Here is a 16,851-nt window from a genome sequence, read left to right as displayed (position 1 = left end):
CGTTGAATTGTGCTGTTTTCAGGCGGATGGTTTACCTTCGCCGGATGTGGTGCTGACTAGCCATCGGCACGTTCTCCGCGTTGAATAATGACCGTCCCGCTGTCGCCGTCGAGAATCAAGGTGTCGCCGCTGTTGATCAGCTGGGTGGCGTTCTTGAGATTGACCGCCGCGGGGATGCCGAATTCGCGTGCGACGATGCAGCTGTGGGACAGCGCGGAGCCGATATCGGTGACGATGCCCGCCGCCAGCGCGAAGAGCGGGGTCCAGCTGGCGTCGGTAAAGCGCGCCACCAGGATTTCGTTGGGCTGCAGCTCGCCGGCCTGCGCCAGCAGATCGGTGATGACGCGCGCCTTCGCCACCACTTTGCCGGGGCTGGCCGCCAGGCCGGACAGCATGCCGGCGGCGTTTTCCGCCGTGGGGGCTTTCATCCTGGGCTGATACCCCCCGACGATCGCCATCGGCGGCTCTTCCGCATGCAGGTTCAGCAGATGCTGGTGGCGATTGCGCTCGATCAGATCGGCGGCGAACGCCTCCTGCGCCGACTGTTCCCCCGCCATAAACGCGCGGAAGCGCTCGAAGTCCACATAGGGCAGATCGGCCTGTTTGACCAGGCCTTGCGCCTCCAGGCGCCGCAGCACTTCCAACATGATGCGGCGGTAGAACCAGGTTTCGGTGACGAAGGTTGGCCGGGTCGCTTCGCGGCGTTCGGCCATCACGCCATACAGCTTGGTGATGAACTTCAGCTTCATCCGGCCAAACCAGGGCATCGCTTTAAGCAGCGTCGCGCTGTCTTCATGGCGCAGCCGCTCTGTTTCCCGCAGTTTCGTGTGCAGATCCACCGGATGTTGCAGATACATTTTCATCACTTGCAGCAGGTAGCTGGGATCGTCGTTCCAGCGCGGAAGACTCAATTCGAACTCCTGGCGGCCACGGGCGCCGAACTCGAACAGGAAGGCGCTGAAGTCGCTTTGCCAGAAGGCGCGCGATTCGGGATCGGTGGGCAGGACGGTGACCAGTTCCTGTGCGCTGTGTCGCTCGAACACGGCCTTCAACGCCGGTTGACGATTGACCGTCTCCACCAGGCTGAGAATGCCCAGCGTGACTTCGATGGTGCGCAGGTTGTTCATCGACGCCTTGATGCGATTTTGCAATCCGTTGCCGTGGCCTTTGAGGTAACGTTCGCAGGTCAGCGCCAGCGCATCGTAGAGCGCGAACGACTGAAGGAAGAAGGGCATATAGGCGGCGCAGCTGTCGAGGAAGTGACCGTCGATGCGGCTGAGTTCCCGCTCCAGCTCCTGATGCGTCATGGTGGTCAGATCCAGCGCCAGAAAGCGGCGCGTCTCGCGCTGGCGCAGGGCGATCATGGCATCGACGGTCGCGCCGGCGCTGCGCAGGTTATGCCTCTGCTGTTTCAGCCAATGCCAGGCGCTCTTGAGATAGGCCCATCCCTGTACGCCGGGGCCATAGGGGTTTTTGTACCCGCTGAAATCGATATCGGCGGTGGCGTAGCGGGTCGTGAACTTCATTTCGTCGCGGGTGGGCGGGCATTGGCGGAGCATGTAGGCCGATCCGGAGATATTCAGATAGACGTAGCCTTGCAAATACCCCATATAAATCTGCCAATCGCCGATATCCGCCAGCCCCATGGTTTTGATCGCCGGGCCATGAATATGCTTTTGGTAGAACTGGCAAAACGACAGCCCCAGCGGCGTCATCAAGCCGGTGACGATCTCGCCGGTGTCCATTCGGGAGAAAAAGGCCCGTTCCTTGATCGCCGGATCGCTTTCCCACGGGTTGGCGTAAAGCATCTGAACCGGTTTGGCCTGCGTGGTGATCGGCCGCGCCTGCAGGAGCCACACGCGATCGTCTTTCACCGCCCATTCGATATCCAGTTCCGCGCCGTAAATCATCCGCGTTTGCCTGGCCAGCCTGGCAAGCTGTTGCAGCTGTTCCGGGGTTAGGCTGGGGGCGTCTCGCCTGACTTCAGGCGTTTGCAGCAGCGTGACCCGTCCCTGCGGATCGCGTTGGCAATAGTGCGGTTTGTGACGAATTTGCCGCTCGCGGATCTCGCCGCTCGCCTTATCCAAAATGAAGCTGTCGGTGGTGACCTGTCCGGAGACCACGCCTTCCCCCAGCCCCCAGCAGCTGTCGATGACGATGTGGTTGGCATCGCCTGTCAGCGGATCTTGGGTAAACATGACGCCGGCGGCGTCTGCATCCACCATGATTTGCAAGACGACGGCGATATCGCTCTGCGCCGCCGATGTCCGGCTATACTGGGCGGCGCGTTCCGCCCAGAGCGACGCCCAGCAGGATTGCACCTTGCGCACCACCTCGTCATCCCCGCGCACGTGCAGGTAAGTGTCGTATTGCCCGGCGAAAGAGTGGGTCAGGCCGTCTTCTTCCAGCGCCGAAGAGCGCACGGCGAGCGAGGCGCCGTCGCCCAACTGTTTGCAGGCGTGACGGATCGCCAGATCGAGCGGGGCGGGGATGGCGGTGCTCAAAATCATATCGCGCACGTTGCCCGGCGCGCCCGTGTCGAGCAGCGCTCCCGGCACGGCGAATTCGATAAACTGCCGGTAAGCCTGCGCGGTGATGCAAAACGCCGGCGGCACCGGCAAGCCCGCCTGAATCAAATGATTCAACGAATGGGCTTTGCCGCCCAGGCGATGGGGTTCCAGTGTTTTATCGCCGGAAAGTTCAACCACCAGGGTAGGATTCATGACATCACCTCCGCAGGCGTAACGGGCATTGCGAGGCGTTCTCTCACCGCTTTGGCGGCGTTCAGCCCGGCTAACACCGCGCTTTCGATATTACCGATGCCCACGCTGTCCTGATTGGCGAAGTGAATATTCTCAAACGGCATGCTGGCCTGGTGAAACACGCCCTGAGCCTGTTGTCCGGCGACCGAGGTCACCAGACCCGCGGGCCAGAACCAGATTTGAATGTCTTCAATGATGTCGGCGTCAATGCCCATGTTGCCCAGCACTTTGGCGATTTCGACATAGGTCTGTTGCTGCAGCGCCGGGAACTCGTTCTGCGCGGTGCGACCTTGCCGCTCTGGGCGAGTGGTCGGTTTGAGCAGGGTTAATACCCCGGTTTCCGCGCTGAGGTGATTGTCCATCCAATTGGCGATCAGGCAGGTGCCGGCTTTGCTCCAATAGTAAGGTGTGCGGGTGTTTTCCGGCTCGATCAGATAGCCGCCGAACGAGTGTTCGAGGATCGGCTTTTTCAACAGCACGTTCGCCAGGTAGTAATCTTCATGGCGGATCTGACGGATCGCCGCCAATTGCTCTTTGGGCAGGGTGGGTAACCAGGTGGGCACATGCGTTTTGGGGGCTGCCCAGATCACTTGTTTGGCTCTGATTTCGCTGGCCGCGCCATTGACGCTGAACCGGATCACCGTTTCGTCGCCGCCGGGCGTGATGCTTTGAAGCTGTACGCGGCTTTGCAGCCTGACGTTGTTTTGCTCCTCAAGATAGTCGAGCAGACCGGCGCTGATGCTGCCGTTACCGCCCGGCAGCGTGACCAGATTGCCGCGTAAATACCCCACCAGGAAGTGCAATCCGACATAGGCGGAGACTTCGCGAATATCGAGACATTCCACGCGCAGCGTGGTGCTGACGGCATTCTCTACCAGCTTGCCGAATTTTCTCGGTGGCCGCAGATCCGCCGGGATCTGATCCAGTTTGTGCGGTTCGAACAGATAAGTGTACAGCGGGATAGTGTCGAGCAGCGCCATATTCGCCTTGCTCCAGGCGCTCTGCGGCGTCCAGGGCAGGCTGGGGTACCGCTCGCCGCGCGGCGAGAAGGTATCGAGGAAGGCGTACAGATCGGCAAAGATCGGATCGCCCAGCTGTTTTGCCGCGATAACATAAGGTTTACCGATCAAGGCATGCAGGAATAGTTGTCCCGTCAGGCGCCAGACGGCGGGTTTCAGCAGGTAGACCGGCTGTTTGAGAAAACCAACGACGACTTCACCCAGGCATCGGAGCAGCAAGAAGGTATCGAAAAACACCAGCGTGTCCTTTTCATTGGACTTGTAGGCGCCGCTCAGACCGATTTTCTTCAGCAGTTGCAACATGAACGAACCCGGCAATGGCTCCTGGAAGCAGACGCCGGCGATGGGAAACTTCAGGCGATTCACCGCGCGGTAGCGCGCGTTGCCGCCAAAGGAAGCGCTTTTTTCCAGCACCAGAACCCGGCGTTCGGTCAGTTCGCTGGCCGCGGCCAAACCGGAGACGCCGCCGCCGATGATCACCACGTCATACTCGCCGTCCAGCGTGGGGGTTACCGAGCCGGCTGACGCCGGCGTGGGCGTGGAAAAGTCGCGCGTGGGGAACGTGCGTGGCTTGGGTTTGCGGTGGTGTTGCTGCCGCAGCATGTACAGCGCCGCCAGCGCGAAAATCGCATCGAGCAATATGACCTGCGGCTGGGCGCGGTGCAGGATCGTGACAAATCCCGCCATCATCAGCAGCTGGCAGTAGATGATCAATGTCGTCCAACGCGGGTTGAACATCAAGACCGCACCGGAGGCAAACAGCGCCACGCCGATCAGCGCGTTAACCGCTGTACCCTGCGCCGCCAGCCAAGCCGTCGCCCCGGCGTACCAGGTGCCCTGGTTCGCCACGGCCGCCTGCTGCAGAATATCGGCGACGTTTTCCAACTGAGGGAAGGCTTTCGCCAGGCCGGCCAACATATAGAGCACGGCAAAAACGCGTTGAACGATCATCATGCGCCTCCCCGCAGACCCAGCTTGCGGGCGACAATTTCTTTTTGTATCTCGTTGGTGCCGGAGAAGATCCGGCTGGGGATCACGTTCAGCAAGTGGCGCACCAGACCGAGTTCTTGATCCATGCCGGCTCCGCCGAAGATTTGAATCGCGTCCAGCGCGGACTGCACGGCATATTCGGAAATCAACAGTTTGCTCATGGCGATGTCGATCTCGGCATCCTGGCCCCGATCGTGTTTCCAACAGGCGCGGTAGAGCATTAGCCGACACTGTTCCAGACGCAGTTTCATCTCGATGATGCGGTTGGAGACGGACTGAAATTGGCCAATCGCTTTGCCGAATTGTCGGCGTTGTTTGGCATAGTCCAGCGCGCTGTCGAACACGCGCTCCATTGCGCCGATAAACAGAGCCGACAGGCAGCCTTTTTCCCAGATCATTGAATCGTGGAAGATGGCGCCGCCGGCGCCCGGCATGCCGAGCCGTTGGGCCTCTGGAATGAAGACGTCGTTGAAGGTCAGTTCGCTCCACGGGCAGTTGGAGAGGCAATCTTTCGGGCTGACGGCGCCTACGTTTAAGCCTGGCATCCCTTTCTCGAGCACAAATGCGGACACGCCCATAAAGCCATGTTCGGGATGGGTTTTCGCATAGACGATGAAGATGTCGGCAATCGGCGCGTTGGTGATGAAAATTTTGTTTCCGTTGAGCCGGTAGCCGCCTTCACAGGGTTGAGCGGTTGATTTCATGGCATAAATATCGGAACCGGCGTCCGGCTCCGTCGCCGCATTCGCCGCGATCAGTTTTCCGGCCGCCAACGCTTCGAGATACTGCGCTTTTAATGCTTCGGAACCGAAGCGGGAAAGCGGGATCACGCAGGCGCACAGATGGGCGCAGAGCGAAAAGGACATGCCGATATCGCGGCTGCCTTTACCCAGCGCTTCAATCATCAGCGCAGTATCGAGCGCGCTCATGCCCAATCCGCCGAACGCGGTCGTCACGGGGGCTCGGGTAAAACCATAGGCGGCGGCTTGTCGCCACAAATCCAGGCTTAATACCTGCCGTGAAAGCCGATCATGCGCATCCTGATCCAGCACCTCGCGGGCAAAACGCTGAGCGGATTCGCTTAGAGCCTGCTGCTCGCTTGATAAGTTAAAATCCATGACGAACTCCGCCATCGGGTTGAGAGATTAAATTAGCTAATATTTCTAGTTTGGAGGTGGCCAAAACTCAAACAGGCGCAGTAATGGCAAATGTAAATAAATGTTTATTTGTGTGGTCTATTATTACAATTTTGTTAATTTGTGTTTTTATTTTGTTGTTTTAATTGTGTTTTATTTTGTGTTATTTATACACAAAAATTTACATATAATAAAAATCTTAATTTGATCAAATTTTAATAGGTTAGATTGTCTATTGTTTTTTGATGAATACTTTGCAGGTGAAGTATCTATCTTTTGGCTGTGGCTATCGGTTTCTCATCGCTATCGACGGTAGGGCGTTGAGGCTTGGTGAGTGGCGGAAAGCGTCTTAAGATAGAAGGTGAGCAGGAGCATTCCGGAGGAAAAAATGAATATTAGCGACGTCGCGAAAAAGACCGGGTTAACCAGCAAGACGATTCGTTTTTACGAAGAGAAAGCGCTGATTACCGCCCCGATCCGCAGCGATAACGGTTATCGCCATTATTCCGCCAGGCACGTTGAAGAGCTGACGCTGCTGCGCCAGGCGCGGCAGGTGGGCTTCAACCTGGACGAGTGCCGTGAGCTGGTGGCGTTGTTCAACGATCCGGCCCGCCACAGCGCCGACGTGAAGGCGCGCACGCTGCAGAAGGTGGCGGAGATCGAAAGGCACATCAGCGAACTGGGAGAAATGCGCCAACGCCTGTTGACGCTGGCGGAACAATGTCCGGGCGACGAGGGGGCCGAGTGCCCCATCATCAATAATCTGGCGGGATGCTGTCGTTCGAATTAACGGCTGATGGCGCGGATCACCAGTGTGACCCCTTCCACCGCCACCACTTCCACTTCGGTGCCGGCGGGCAGATCTTCCGCCGCCTGCGCGCGCCAGCTGCTGTCGCCGATATTGATGCGCCCCATGCCGTTGTGCATCGGCTCCGTCAGCGTGGCGCGGGTGCCGATCAGCTGACGGTTGCGCTGGTTGAGCACCGGTGAACCGCCGGACGCGGCCGCCGGGCGCCGGCGCAGCCAGTACCACCACAGGTAGGCGACGACGACGGTCAGGACGGCGAAGATCACGCCTTGCCATTCCCAGGTGAGCGTCGGCAGCAGCCAGATCAAGGCGCCGACCAACAGCGCCGCCACGCCGCTCCACAGCAGGTAGCCGCCGGCGCCGAGCATTTCCGCCGCCAGCAACACGCCCCCGAGGGAGAGCCAGAACCACAGCGGATTCGCCGCGATCAGTTCGAGCATGATTATTTGCCTTTGCTTTCTTTCAGCAGTTCGGTAATGCCGCCGATCGAGCCGAGCAGGCTGCTGGCGTCCAGCGGCATCATCACCACTTTGCTGTTGTTGGAGGAACCGATCTTCTGCAGCGCGTCGGTGTATTTCTGCGCCACGAAGTAGTTCACCGCCTGAATGTTGCCGCTGGCGATGGCGTCGGACACCAGCTGGGTGGCGCGCGCCTCGGCCTCGGCGGCGCGCTCACGCGCTTCCGCCTGCAGGAACGCCGACTGGCGTTCGCCCTCGGCCTTCAGGATCTGCGATTGTTTCTCACCCTCGGCGCGCAGAATGGCCGCCTGGCGCACCCCTTCCGCCTCCAGGATGTCGGCGCGCTTGGTTCGCTCGGCCTTCATCTGGGCGTTCATCGAGGCGATCAGTTCCGCCGGTGGGCGCACGTCGCGGATCTCGATACGGGTGATCTTCACCCCCCAAGGATTGGTCGCTTCATCGACGATGTGCAGCAGGCGGCTGTTGATGCTGTCGCGCTGCGACAGCATTTCGTCCAGCTCCATCGAGCCGAGCACGGTGCGGAAGTTGGTCATGGTGAGGTTGACGATCGCCTGTTCGAGGTTGCTGACCTCGTAAGCGGCGCGCGCCGGATCGACCACCTGGATAAAGCACACCGCATCGATGGCCACGTTGGCGTTATCGCGGGAAATCACTTCCTGCGAAGGGATGTCCAGAACCTGCTCCATCATATTGATTTTACGGCCGATGCGGTCCATGAACGGCACCACCAGGTTCAGGCCCGGCATCAGCGTTTTGGTGTAGCGGCCGAAGCGTTCTACCGTCCATTGGAACCCCTGCGGCACAATTTTGACGCCGGCGAACACCACAATCAGCGCGACGACGATCACGATGGGAATAAAAGTAAGCATGCAAACCTCCTGTCAGACATATGTAAACAGATATTACGCCAGCGCAGGAAAAATGCCTACCGATACCGCGACTTAATCCAGGGCGTTGGTGATTCCGCCATAAGCGGAACCGCTGTTCCGAACAGGGAGAAAAACGTTATTGAAATAAGTCTGGCACAGTTGGCAGATAAGTATGCCTAAATGGCATGATTTCAATAATTTTTATTCATTTCATGATGTTGCTCGCCTTGGCTAGAGTAAAAACACCCCCGTGTTTACCGTCAAAAATTTGTCATTTTTATTTGCGACTATGCTTTTTGAAATGACATTTCGGCCAAGGATTGTTATGGATTCGCTCAGTGTTGATGAACTCGCCCAGAAGAAAGACCGCTGGTATCGCATTGTAGAGGAGATGCTGGCCGAAGCCGGCGTCGCCATCAACGGCCCGCGCGCCTGGGATATCCGGGTGCATAACCCGGCGCTGTTCAAACGCATTTTGCAGGAAGGCTCGCTCGGCTTCGGCGAGAGCTATATGGACGGCTGGTGGGAATGCGAACGGCTGGACATGCTGTTTACCCGCATTCTGCAGGCCGGCGTCGATGAGCGGCTGCCGAAAAGCCTGAGCGACATCGCGCGCATCGCCTATGCCCGGCTGTTCAACCGCCAATCGCGCAAGCGCGCCTGGCAGGTGGGCAAAGAGCATTACGACATCGGCAACGACCTGTTCCGGGCGATGCTCGATCCTTACATGCAATACTCCTGCGGCTACTGGAAAGAAGCGCAAACGTTGGAGCAGGCGCAGCAGGCCAAGCTCAGGATGATCTGCGAGAAGCTGCAGCTGAAACCGGGCATGACGCTGCTGGATATCGGCTGTGGCTGGGGTGGGTTGGCGCAGTTTGCGGCGCAAAACTACGGCGTCTCGGTGCACGGCGTGACCATTTCAGCCGAGCAGCAGAAGCTGGCGCAGGCACGCTGCGCCGGGCTGGACGTCGAGATCTTGCTGCAGGATTACCGCGATCTGGATCGTCAGTTCGATCGCATCGTGTCGGTCGGCATGTTCGAGCACGTCGGGCCGAAAAACTACGAGACCTATTTCAGCGTCGCGGCACGCAATCTGAAGCCCGACGGCCTGTTTTTGCTGCACACCATCGGTTCCAATCAAACCGACCTTAACGTCGACGCCTGGATAGACAAATACATCTTCCCCAACGGCTGCCTGCCTTCGGTGCGGCATATCGCCGAGGCCAGCGAAGGGCGTTTCGTGATGGAGGATTGGCACAACTTCGGCGCCGATTACGATCGCACGCTGATGGCCTGGCTGGAGAATTTCAAACGGGCGTGGCCGGAATTGGCGGGCGGTTATTCCGAGCGCTTCGAGCGCATGTTCACTTATTACCTGAACGCCTGCGCCGGCGCGTTCCGTTCGCGCAACATTCAGCTGTGGCAGGTGTTGTTCAGCCCGGCGGGCGTGGAGGGCGGGGTGCGGGTCTATCGTTGATATCCCTTCGTCTTTTCCGCCGCATCGTTGTTGGCTGCACGTTCGATCCCCTGGTCACTTAGTTATCTAAGCTCCCAGGGCTTCTCACGTTTGCCGCCTGGATGCAGCTTCAGGTATGACGGATATCAGTACAGCAGGGAGTATAGCTGGCGGCGATATTTAGCGGCCAGCGCGTCGCCGGTGCCGAGTGCGGCCAGAATGTCCATCAGGGTCTTGCGCGCGTTGCCGTTGGCGGCGGCCAGATCTTTCTTCAGATGCCCCATCAGCAGTTCCAGCGCTTCTTCGTTACGCCCGACCTGATGCAGTTGCAGCGCCAGCTGCACCGCCAGCTCGACGTTGTCCGGCTCTTGCTGCACCTGCTGTTGCAGCTGTTGGATTTCCGGCGTGTCCGCTGCCTGCTTCAACAGTTCAATCTGCGCCACCAGGCCCTGATAGCGCGTATCGCGATCCTGCAGCGGGATGGTCGCCAGCACCGCTTCGGCGTCTTCGCTGCGGCTGAGGGCGATCTGCGTTTCGGCCAGCGTCAGGCCAATGTCGCTGCGCTGCTGGCTGCTCTGCCAGGCGTCTTTCAGCAGCGGCAGCGCTTCGGCGGCGTTGCCGGCGGCCAGCAGTTCCTGCGCCTGCGCCAGTTTCAGATCTTCTTCCTTCGGCAGGAAACGCTGCAGCAGGTCGCGGATCGCTTCTTCCGGCTGCGGGCCCTGGAAGCCGTCGACCGGCTGGCCATCTTTAAACAGGTAGACCGTCGGAATGGAACGCAGCCCGAACTGGGAGGCGATCATCTGCTCGGCGTCACAGTCCACCTTGGCCAGAATGAACTGACCGGCGTATTCCGCCGCCAGCTTGTCCAGCACCGGCGTGAGCTGCAGGCAGTGTTGGCTGCGCTCGGACCAGAAGTAGAACAGCACCGGTGTGGACATCGATTGTTCCAGCGTCTGGTGCAGGTTAGTTTCGTTAATATCAACAACAGCTTGAGCTAGCATCTTTTTTCTCTCTGATCGTGCGGAGCCATGGGGTGTAAATGGGGGCGCGCCGCCATTCTTCAACCCCGTCGGGCGAATTAAGCGTTGCTGCGCAGCAGCCAATCCAGACAGCGGCCCGGCAAAATGCGGCGCAGCACGCTCATCGCGTGCGCCAGCAGGGTGACCGGATAGCGCAGTTTGGCGCGTGGGCTTTCCAGCGCGTGGCGCAGTTTGGGCAGGATGGCCTCCGGCGGCAGCGTCAGGCGCTTGGCGATGCCGGGGTTGTGCACCGGCTTGTCGCTCTGCGCCTGGTTGACGTTCTGGCTAAAGTGGGTGGAGATCGGCCCCGGTTCGATCAGGCTGACCTGAATGCCGCTGCCGTGCAGCTCCATGCGCAGCGCGTCCGACCAGGCTTCCAGCGCGAACTTGCTGGCGGCGTAAGCGCCGCGCCCGGCGCTGGAGACCAGGCCCATCACCGAGCTGGTCTGAATAATACGCCCTTCGCCGTGCGGCAACATCGCCGGCAACAGCAGCTGGGTTAGCTGATGGGTGCCGAACAGGTTGGTGGCGAACTGCCGCTCCAGCTGGCTGCGCGAAATGCGGCTGAGCGGGCCGTAAACGCCGAACCCCCCATTATTGAACAGGCCGTACAGGCGGCCGTCGGTCAGCGCGATCACCTCGGCGGCGGCGCGCTCGACGCTGGCGCTGTCGTCCAGATCCAGCTCGATGCCTTCCAGCCCGAGCTGGCGCATGTTTTCCACGTCCTGCGGCTTACGGCAGGCGGCCAGTACCCGGTAGCCGCGGTTGCGCAGATCCTGCGCCGCAATCAATCCAATCCCGCTCGAACAGCCGGTTATTAATACCGCTTTTTGCATAACTTTACCTAGTGTACGACCCTAATTTAGTGAGACTCATGCTTTACTAGCGGTTCCAGGCGCTCCGCCATCCAGGTGGCGATAAACGGCTGAGCGTCCCCATTGGGGTGCAATCCGTCATCCTGCATCCATTCCGGCTTCACCACCACCTGTTCCATATAGAACGGCAGCAGCGGAATGTTGAACTGCTTGGCCAGCGCCGGGTAGACGGCGCTGAACGCCTCGGTGTAGCGGCGGCCGTAGTTAGGCGGGATGCGGATCTGCATCAGCAGCGGCTGCGCGCCGGCCTGCTGCACCAACGTGATGATTTGGCCGAGATCGCGCTGTACGTCCTGCGCCGGGAAGCCGCGCAGGCCGTCGTTGGCGCCCAGCTCGATCAGCACCCAGCGCGGCTGATGCTGTTTCAGCAGCGCGGGCAGACGCGCCAGCCCCTGCGCGACGGTGTCGCCGCTGATGCTGGCGTTGACCAGCTGCGGCGCGCCCGGTTTTTTCTGCCACTGTTCGGCCAACAGCGTCGGCCACGCCCGCTCGATCGGCAGGCGGTAACCGGCGCTTAAACTGTCGCCTAAAATCAATAAGGTATCGGCGGCGGCAGCGCGTAAACTGAAAAATCCCAACAGCAAAAGGAAGGGAAGATGCCAGCGGAAAACGTTCTTGAAGTTCATCATCTTAGTAAACACGTTGGTCAGGGTGAGCATCAGCTCACCATCCTTACCGGAGTCGAGCTGCTTGTCAAACCCGCGCAGACGATCGCCCTGATCGGGGAATCCGGCTCGGGCAAGTCGACCTTACTGGGCATATTGGCCGGGCTGGATGACGGCAGCGAAGGCGAAGTGCGTTTGCTGGGCGAGTCGCTGACCGCGCTGGACGAAGAGGGGCGTGCCGCGTTGCGCGCCAGAAATGTCGGCTTCGTGTTTCAGTCGTTCATGCTGGTGCCGACGCTGAACGCGCTGGAGAACGTGCAGCTGCCGGCGCTGCTGCGCGGCGAGAGCGACAGGCAGAGCCGCGAGCAGGCGGTGCAGCTGCTCGAGCAGTTGGGGCTGGGCAAGCGGCTCGATCACCTGCCGGCGCAGCTGTCCGGTGGCGAGCAGCAGCGCGTGGCGCTGGCGCGCGCCTTCAGCGGCCGGCCGCGGGTGCTGTTCGCCGATGAGCCGACCGGTAACCTCGATCGTCAAACCGGCGATCGCATCGCCGATTTGCTGTTCTCTCTCAACCGCGATTTCGACACCACCCTGATCCTGGTGACCCACGACGAAACCCTGGCGGCGCGCTGCCAGCGGCGGCTGCGGCTGCGCGAAGGCAAGCTGTGGGAGGAAGCATGATCTGGCGCTGGTTCTGGCGCGAATGGCGCTCGCCGTCGCTGCTGATCGTGTGGCTGGCGTTGACGCTCTCCGTGGCCTGCGTGCTGGCGCTGGGCAGCATCAGCGATCGCATGGACAAAGGACTCAGCCAGCAGAGCCGCGACTTTATCGCCGGCGATCGGGTGCTGCGCAGCGCGCATCCGGTGCCGGAAGGCTGGTTGCTGGACGCGCAGCAGCAGGGGCTGAAGGTGAGCCGCCAGCTGTCGTTCACCACCATGACCTATGCCGGCGATCGGCCGCAGCTGGCGGACGTGAAAGCCACCGATCTGGTCTATCCGCTGTACGGCAAGCTGGAAACGCGCCCGGCCAACATCAAGCCTGAACCGGGCAGCGTGCTGGTGGCGCCGCGCTTGCTGGCGCTGCTGAACGTGAAAGTCGGGGATTCGCTCGAGGTGGGCGACACCACGCTGCGCATCGCCGGTGAAATCATTCAGGAGCCGGACGCCGGCTTCAATCCGTTCCAGACCGCGCCGCGCATCATGATCAACCTGGCCGACGTCGATAAGACCGGCGCGGTGCAGCCGGGCAGTCGCCTGACCTACCGTTATATGTTCGCCGGCGCCGAGCCGGATATTCAGCGTTACGAGGAACGGCTGGCGCCGCAGTTGACGCCGGATCAGCGCTGGTTCGGGCTGCAGGAATCCGGCAGCGCGCTCGGCAAGTCGCTGCAGCGCTCCCAACAGTTCCTGCTGCTGTCGGCGCTGCTGACGCTGCTGTTGTCGATCGCCGCCGTGGCGGTGGCGATGAGCCACTATTGCCGCAGCCGTTACGATCTGATCGCGGTGCTGAAAACCCTTGGCGCCGGGCGTGGCGCGCTGCGTAAATTGATCGTCGGCCAGTGGCTGGCGGTGATGGCGCTGGCGGCGGCGTGCGGCGGAGCGATCGGGCTGGCGTTTGAAGCGTTGCTGATCCGCCTGCTGAAGCCGGTATTACCGGCTGCGTTGCCTGCCGCCGGCGCCTGGCCGTGGCTGTGGGCGCTCGGCGCGCTGGTGCTGATTTCGCTGCTGGTCGGGCTGCGGCCGTATCGCCAGCTGCTGGCCACCCAGCCGCTGCGGGTGCTGCGCCGCGACGTGACGGCCAACGTCTGGCCGCTGCGCTACTTCTTGCCGGTGACGGCGGCGATCGTGGTGGCGCTGTTGGTGGCGCTGATGGGGGCCAGCACGCTGCTGTGGGCGATCCTGGCTGGCATAGCGGTGCTGGCGCTGCTGCTGGGCGGCATCGGCTGGGGCAGCCTGCTGTTGCTGCGCCGCATCACGCTCAAGAGCCTGGCGCTGCGGCTGGCGGTCAACCGCCTGCTGCACCAGCCGTGGGTGACCATCAGCCAGCTGGCGGCGTTCTCGCTGTCGTTCATGCTGTTGGCGCTGTTGCTGGTGCTGCGCGGCGATCTGCTCGAACGCTGGCAGCAACAGCTGCCGCCGGACAGCCCGAACTATTTCCTGCTCAACATGACCGAGGCGCAGGTGCCGCAGGTGAAAACCTTCCTGCAGCAGCACCAGATCAAGCCGGAAACCTATTACCCGATCGTCCGGGTGCGCCTGACCGAGATAAACCAGCAGGTGGCGACCGAGCGGGTGCATGAAGACGATCCGGGCGGCGAGGCGGTGAACCGTGAGCTGAACCTGACCTGGCTGGCTGAACTGCCGGATCACAATCCGCTGGTGGCGGGCAATTGGCCGCCGAAAACCGGTGAGGTTTCAATGGATGAAGGCATCGCCGGGCGGCTGAAGATCAAGCTGGGCGACACGCTGACCTTCAGCGGCGATACCCAGGCGTTCAGCGCCAAAGTCACCAGCCTGCGCCAGGTGGATTGGGAAAGCCTGAAGCCGAACTTTTACTTTATCTTCCCGCCGGGCGCATTGGACGGCCAGCCGCAGACCTGGCTCACCAGCTTCCGCTACGACGGCGACGGCCAGATGCTGACCCAGCTCAACCGTCAGTTCCCGACGCTCAGTCTGCTGGACATCGGCGCGATCCTGAAACAGGTGGGCGGCGTGCTGCAGCAGGTCAGCCGCGCGCTGGAGGTGATGGTGGTGCTGGTGGTGCTGTGTGGCGGCCTATTGCTGCTGGCGCAGGTGCAGGTCGGCATGCGTCAGCGCCGTCAGGAGCTGGTGGTGTACCGTACGCTGGGGGCCGGCAAACGGCTGCTGCGCCGCACGCTGTGGTGCGAGTTCGCCCTGCTGGGGCTGGTGGCGGGCATCGCGGCTGCGGTGGGCGCCGAGGCGGCGCTGTGGCTGCTGCAGAGCCGGGTGTTTGACTTCCCGTGGACGCCGACGCCGGTGCTGTGGTGGGCGCTGCCGCTGGCCAGCGCGCTGCTGCTGTCGCTGTGCGGCGGCTGGCTGGGCGTGCGCCTGCTGCGCGGCAAGGCGCTGTTCCGCAGTTATGAGGGGTGATGTTGGCTTAGCTCGATGAAAAAAGGGGTTAGCTTAAGGCTAACCCCTTTTGCTTTCGGCGGCGTGCGCTTTAGGCCAGCTTCTGCTGTGCCCAGGCCAGCCCGCTTTGGTACTCGCCCGGCAGCAGCGGCGCGAGCGCCTGCAGCGCCTGGCGCAGATCGGCGGCGCTCGGATCGTTCAGATTGAGGTGGCCGACCTTGCGGCCCGGGCGCACCTCTTTCTCATACCAGTGCAGATGCACCAGCGGCAGCGACAGCCACTGTTCGTTGACGGCGGTGCCGATCAGGTTGACCATCACCGATGGCGTGCTCACCACCGGCTGCGGCAGCGGCAGGCCGAGGATGGCGCGCAGGTGCAGCTCGAACTGACTGATGGACGCGCCGTTTTGCGTCCAGTGGCCGCTGTTGTGCACGCGCGGCGCCAGTTCGTTGATCAGCAGCCGATCGCCGACGATAAAGCACTCCATCGCCATCACGCCGACGTAGTTCAGCTCGTTCAGGATCGCCGCCAGCATCTGCTCGGCCTGTTGCTGCAGCGCCGGATTGGGCTGCGGCAGCGCCACGCTGGTGCGCAGGATGCCGTCTTCATGCAGGTTATGGGTCAGCGGGTAGAATACCGAACGGCCGTCGTGGCCGCGCGCGCCCACCAGCGACACTTCGCCGGAGAAATTGATGCCTTGCTCGACGATGCACTCGCCATAGGCGTCGGCCGGCAGTTCGGCTTCCTGGCCCGGGCGCAAGCGCCACTGGCCGCGGCCGTCATAGCCACCGACCCGGCGTTTGACGATCGCCAGTTCGCCCAGCGAAGCGAATACCTGCGGCCATTCGGCGGCGCTCGCCAGCAGCTGCCACGGCGCGGTCGCCAGGCCGAGCTGGTCGAGCAGCTGTTTTTGCGTCAGGCGATCGGCCAGACGCGGGAAGATGTCGCGGTTGACGAAGGCGCTGTGGGTCGCCAGTTCGCGCGTCAGCGCGGTTTCCGGCCAGCGTTCGATCTCGGCGGTAATGACGCTGTTCTGATACGGCACCGCCTCGGGTTCGGCATCGATGCCGATGGGGTAGACGGCGATGCCCAGCGGTTCGCCGGCCTGGCGCAGCATGCGCCCCAGCTGGCCGTTGCCCAGTACGCAAACCGGCTTCATGCGTCCTCCCGCGGATCGGGGTGGTTCAAAACGTCTTCAGTCTGCGCCTGACGCCAGTCCGCCAAACGCTGCGCCAGCGCGGCGTCGTGCAGCGCCAGGATCTGCATCGCCAGCAGCCCGGCGTTGGCGGCGCCGGCTTTGCCGATCGCCAGCGTCCCCACCGGAATGCCGCGCGGCATCTGCACGATGGAGTAGAGGCTGTCTACGCCGCTCAGCGCGGCGCTTTGCACCGGCACGCCCAGCACCGGCACCAGGGTTTTCGCCGCCAGCATGCCCGGCAGATGCGCCGCACCGCCGGCGCCGGCGATGATCACGTCAAAGCCGTTGGCGGCAGCCTGCTCGGCGAAGCTGAACAGCTTGTCCGGCGTGCGGTGAGCGGAAACGACTTCGACATGGAAGGGGACATCGAGCTGGGTCAGGACTTCGGCGGCGAACTGCATGGTGGCCCAGTCACTTTTCGATCCCATTACAATTGCGATTTTAGCCCCGGCATTGGCGGCTGAAGCGGCGTTGGCTCCCATGGGTGTAAGGCTCCTGTGATTTGTCTGGCGTCGGCTGAAGGCCGAATGAGGGCGTAGAGCATACCAT

Annotated in this window: 14 protein-coding genes; 4 read left to right on the top strand and 10 right to left on the bottom strand. The window is 61.6% G+C overall.

Translation table 11 applies throughout. From position 1 onward, the window contains the following. Positions 1-56 precede the first annotated feature (56 nt). The 3 genes from pigC to pigA are packed head-to-tail and all read right to left on the bottom strand — an operon-like array spanning position 57 to position 5,889. Positions 57-2,723, bottom strand: a complete 2,667-nt coding sequence (gene pigC, locus AC2CGQ_RS19670) for a prodigiosin ligase PigC (RefSeq protein ID WP_484593828.1) — start codon at positions 2,721-2,723, stop codon at positions 57-59. After that, a complete protein-coding gene (gene pigB / locus AC2CGQ_RS19665; protein ID WP_230857975.1) occupies positions 2,720-4,735 on the bottom strand; it encodes a prodigiosin MAP biosynthesis oxidoreductase PigB in 2,016 nt (671 codons plus the stop codon). The genes pigC and pigB overlap by 4 nt, the downstream gene beginning before the upstream one ends. Beyond that, positions 4,732-5,889 (bottom strand): prodigiosin MBC biosynthesis dehydrogenase PigA, encoded by a 1,158-nt coding sequence (gene pigA, locus AC2CGQ_RS19660; protein ID WP_015376887.1) that lies wholly within the window; start codon positions 5,887-5,889, stop codon positions 4,732-4,734. Before pigA ends, pigB begins: the two co-directional genes overlap by 4 nt. 406 nt (positions 5,890-6,295) lie before the next feature. Between pigA and cueR the strand changes: the two genes are divergently transcribed. Beyond that, positions 6,296-6,697 (top strand): Cu(I)-responsive transcriptional regulator, encoded by a 402-nt coding sequence (gene cueR / locus AC2CGQ_RS19655; protein ID WP_015376888.1) that lies wholly within the window; start codon positions 6,296-6,298, stop codon positions 6,695-6,697. Here the strand turns inward: cueR and AC2CGQ_RS19650 are convergent. Both AC2CGQ_RS19650 and AC2CGQ_RS19645 read right to left on the bottom strand, forming a co-directional pair. Beyond that, entirely contained in the window at positions 6,694-7,155 is a 462-nt protein-coding gene (locus AC2CGQ_RS19650; RefSeq protein WP_015376889.1) for an NfeD family protein, read from the bottom strand. The two genes, cueR and AC2CGQ_RS19650, sit on opposite strands and share 4 nt — an antisense overlap. A gap of 2 nt (positions 7,156-7,157) precedes the next feature. Next, on the bottom strand, positions 7,158-8,063 hold the full coding sequence (locus AC2CGQ_RS19645) for an SPFH domain-containing protein (protein WP_004940203.1): 906 nt from the start codon (positions 8,061-8,063) through the stop codon (positions 7,158-7,160). Between the two features lie 325 nt (positions 8,064-8,388). On the opposite strand from AC2CGQ_RS19645, the gene cfa reads away from it, so the two are divergent. Continuing rightward, on the top strand, positions 8,389-9,540 hold the full coding sequence (gene cfa / locus AC2CGQ_RS19640) for a cyclopropane fatty acyl phospholipid synthase (protein ID WP_015376906.1): 1,152 nt from the start codon (positions 8,389-8,391) through the stop codon (positions 9,538-9,540). Between the two features lie 125 nt (positions 9,541-9,665). Here the strand turns inward: cfa and AC2CGQ_RS19635 are convergent, their stop codons facing one another. The 3 genes from AC2CGQ_RS19635 to tesA all read right to left on the bottom strand — a co-directional run bounded on the left by AC2CGQ_RS19635 (position 9,666) and on the right by tesA (position 12,039). Next, positions 9,666-10,520 carry a co-chaperone YbbN gene (locus AC2CGQ_RS19635; protein ID WP_076740492.1) on the bottom strand — a complete coding sequence of 285 codons (855 nt, stop codon included), beginning with the start codon at positions 10,518-10,520 and terminating at the stop codon, positions 9,666-9,668. A 77-nt stretch (positions 10,521-10,597) separates the two neighbouring features. Next, positions 10,598-11,374, bottom strand: a complete 777-nt coding sequence (locus tag AC2CGQ_RS19630; protein ID WP_004940195.1) for an SDR family oxidoreductase — start codon at positions 11,372-11,374, stop codon at positions 10,598-10,600. A gap of 26 nt (positions 11,375-11,400) precedes the next feature. Next, entirely contained in the window at positions 11,401-12,039 is a 639-nt protein-coding gene (tesA, locus tag AC2CGQ_RS19625) for a multifunctional acyl-CoA thioesterase I/protease I/lysophospholipase L1 (protein ID WP_172575143.1), read from the bottom strand. Between tesA and ybbA the strand changes: the two genes are divergently transcribed. After that, positions 12,010-12,696 (top strand): putative ABC transporter ATP-binding protein YbbA, encoded by a 687-nt coding sequence (gene ybbA, locus AC2CGQ_RS19620; protein ID WP_004940192.1) that lies wholly within the window; start codon positions 12,010-12,012, stop codon positions 12,694-12,696. The genes tesA and ybbA overlap by 30 nt on opposite strands. Further along, complete coding sequence (ybbP, locus tag AC2CGQ_RS19615) at positions 12,693-15,125, top strand: putative ABC transporter permease subunit YbbP (RefSeq protein ID WP_172574531.1); 2,433 nt, start codon at positions 12,693-12,695, stop codon at positions 15,123-15,125. The genes ybbA and ybbP overlap by 4 nt, the downstream gene beginning before the upstream one ends. A gap of 70 nt (positions 15,126-15,195) precedes the next feature. Here the strand turns inward: ybbP and purK are convergent, their stop codons facing one another. Next, complete coding sequence (purK, locus tag AC2CGQ_RS19610; protein ID WP_060440542.1) at positions 15,196-16,263, bottom strand: 5-(carboxyamino)imidazole ribonucleotide synthase; 1,068 nt, start codon at positions 16,261-16,263, stop codon at positions 15,196-15,198. Further along, positions 16,260-16,784 carry a 5-(carboxyamino)imidazole ribonucleotide mutase gene (purE, locus tag AC2CGQ_RS19605; RefSeq protein WP_004940188.1) on the bottom strand — a complete coding sequence of 175 codons (525 nt, stop codon included), beginning with the start codon at positions 16,782-16,784 and terminating at the stop codon, positions 16,260-16,262. Before purE ends, purK begins: the two co-directional genes overlap by 4 nt. Positions 16,785-16,851 lie beyond the last annotated feature (67 nt).

This window comes from Serratia sp. DFXYC6 (assembly GCF_057196085.1).
This window is presented reverse-complemented; position numbering and strand designations above follow the sequence as displayed.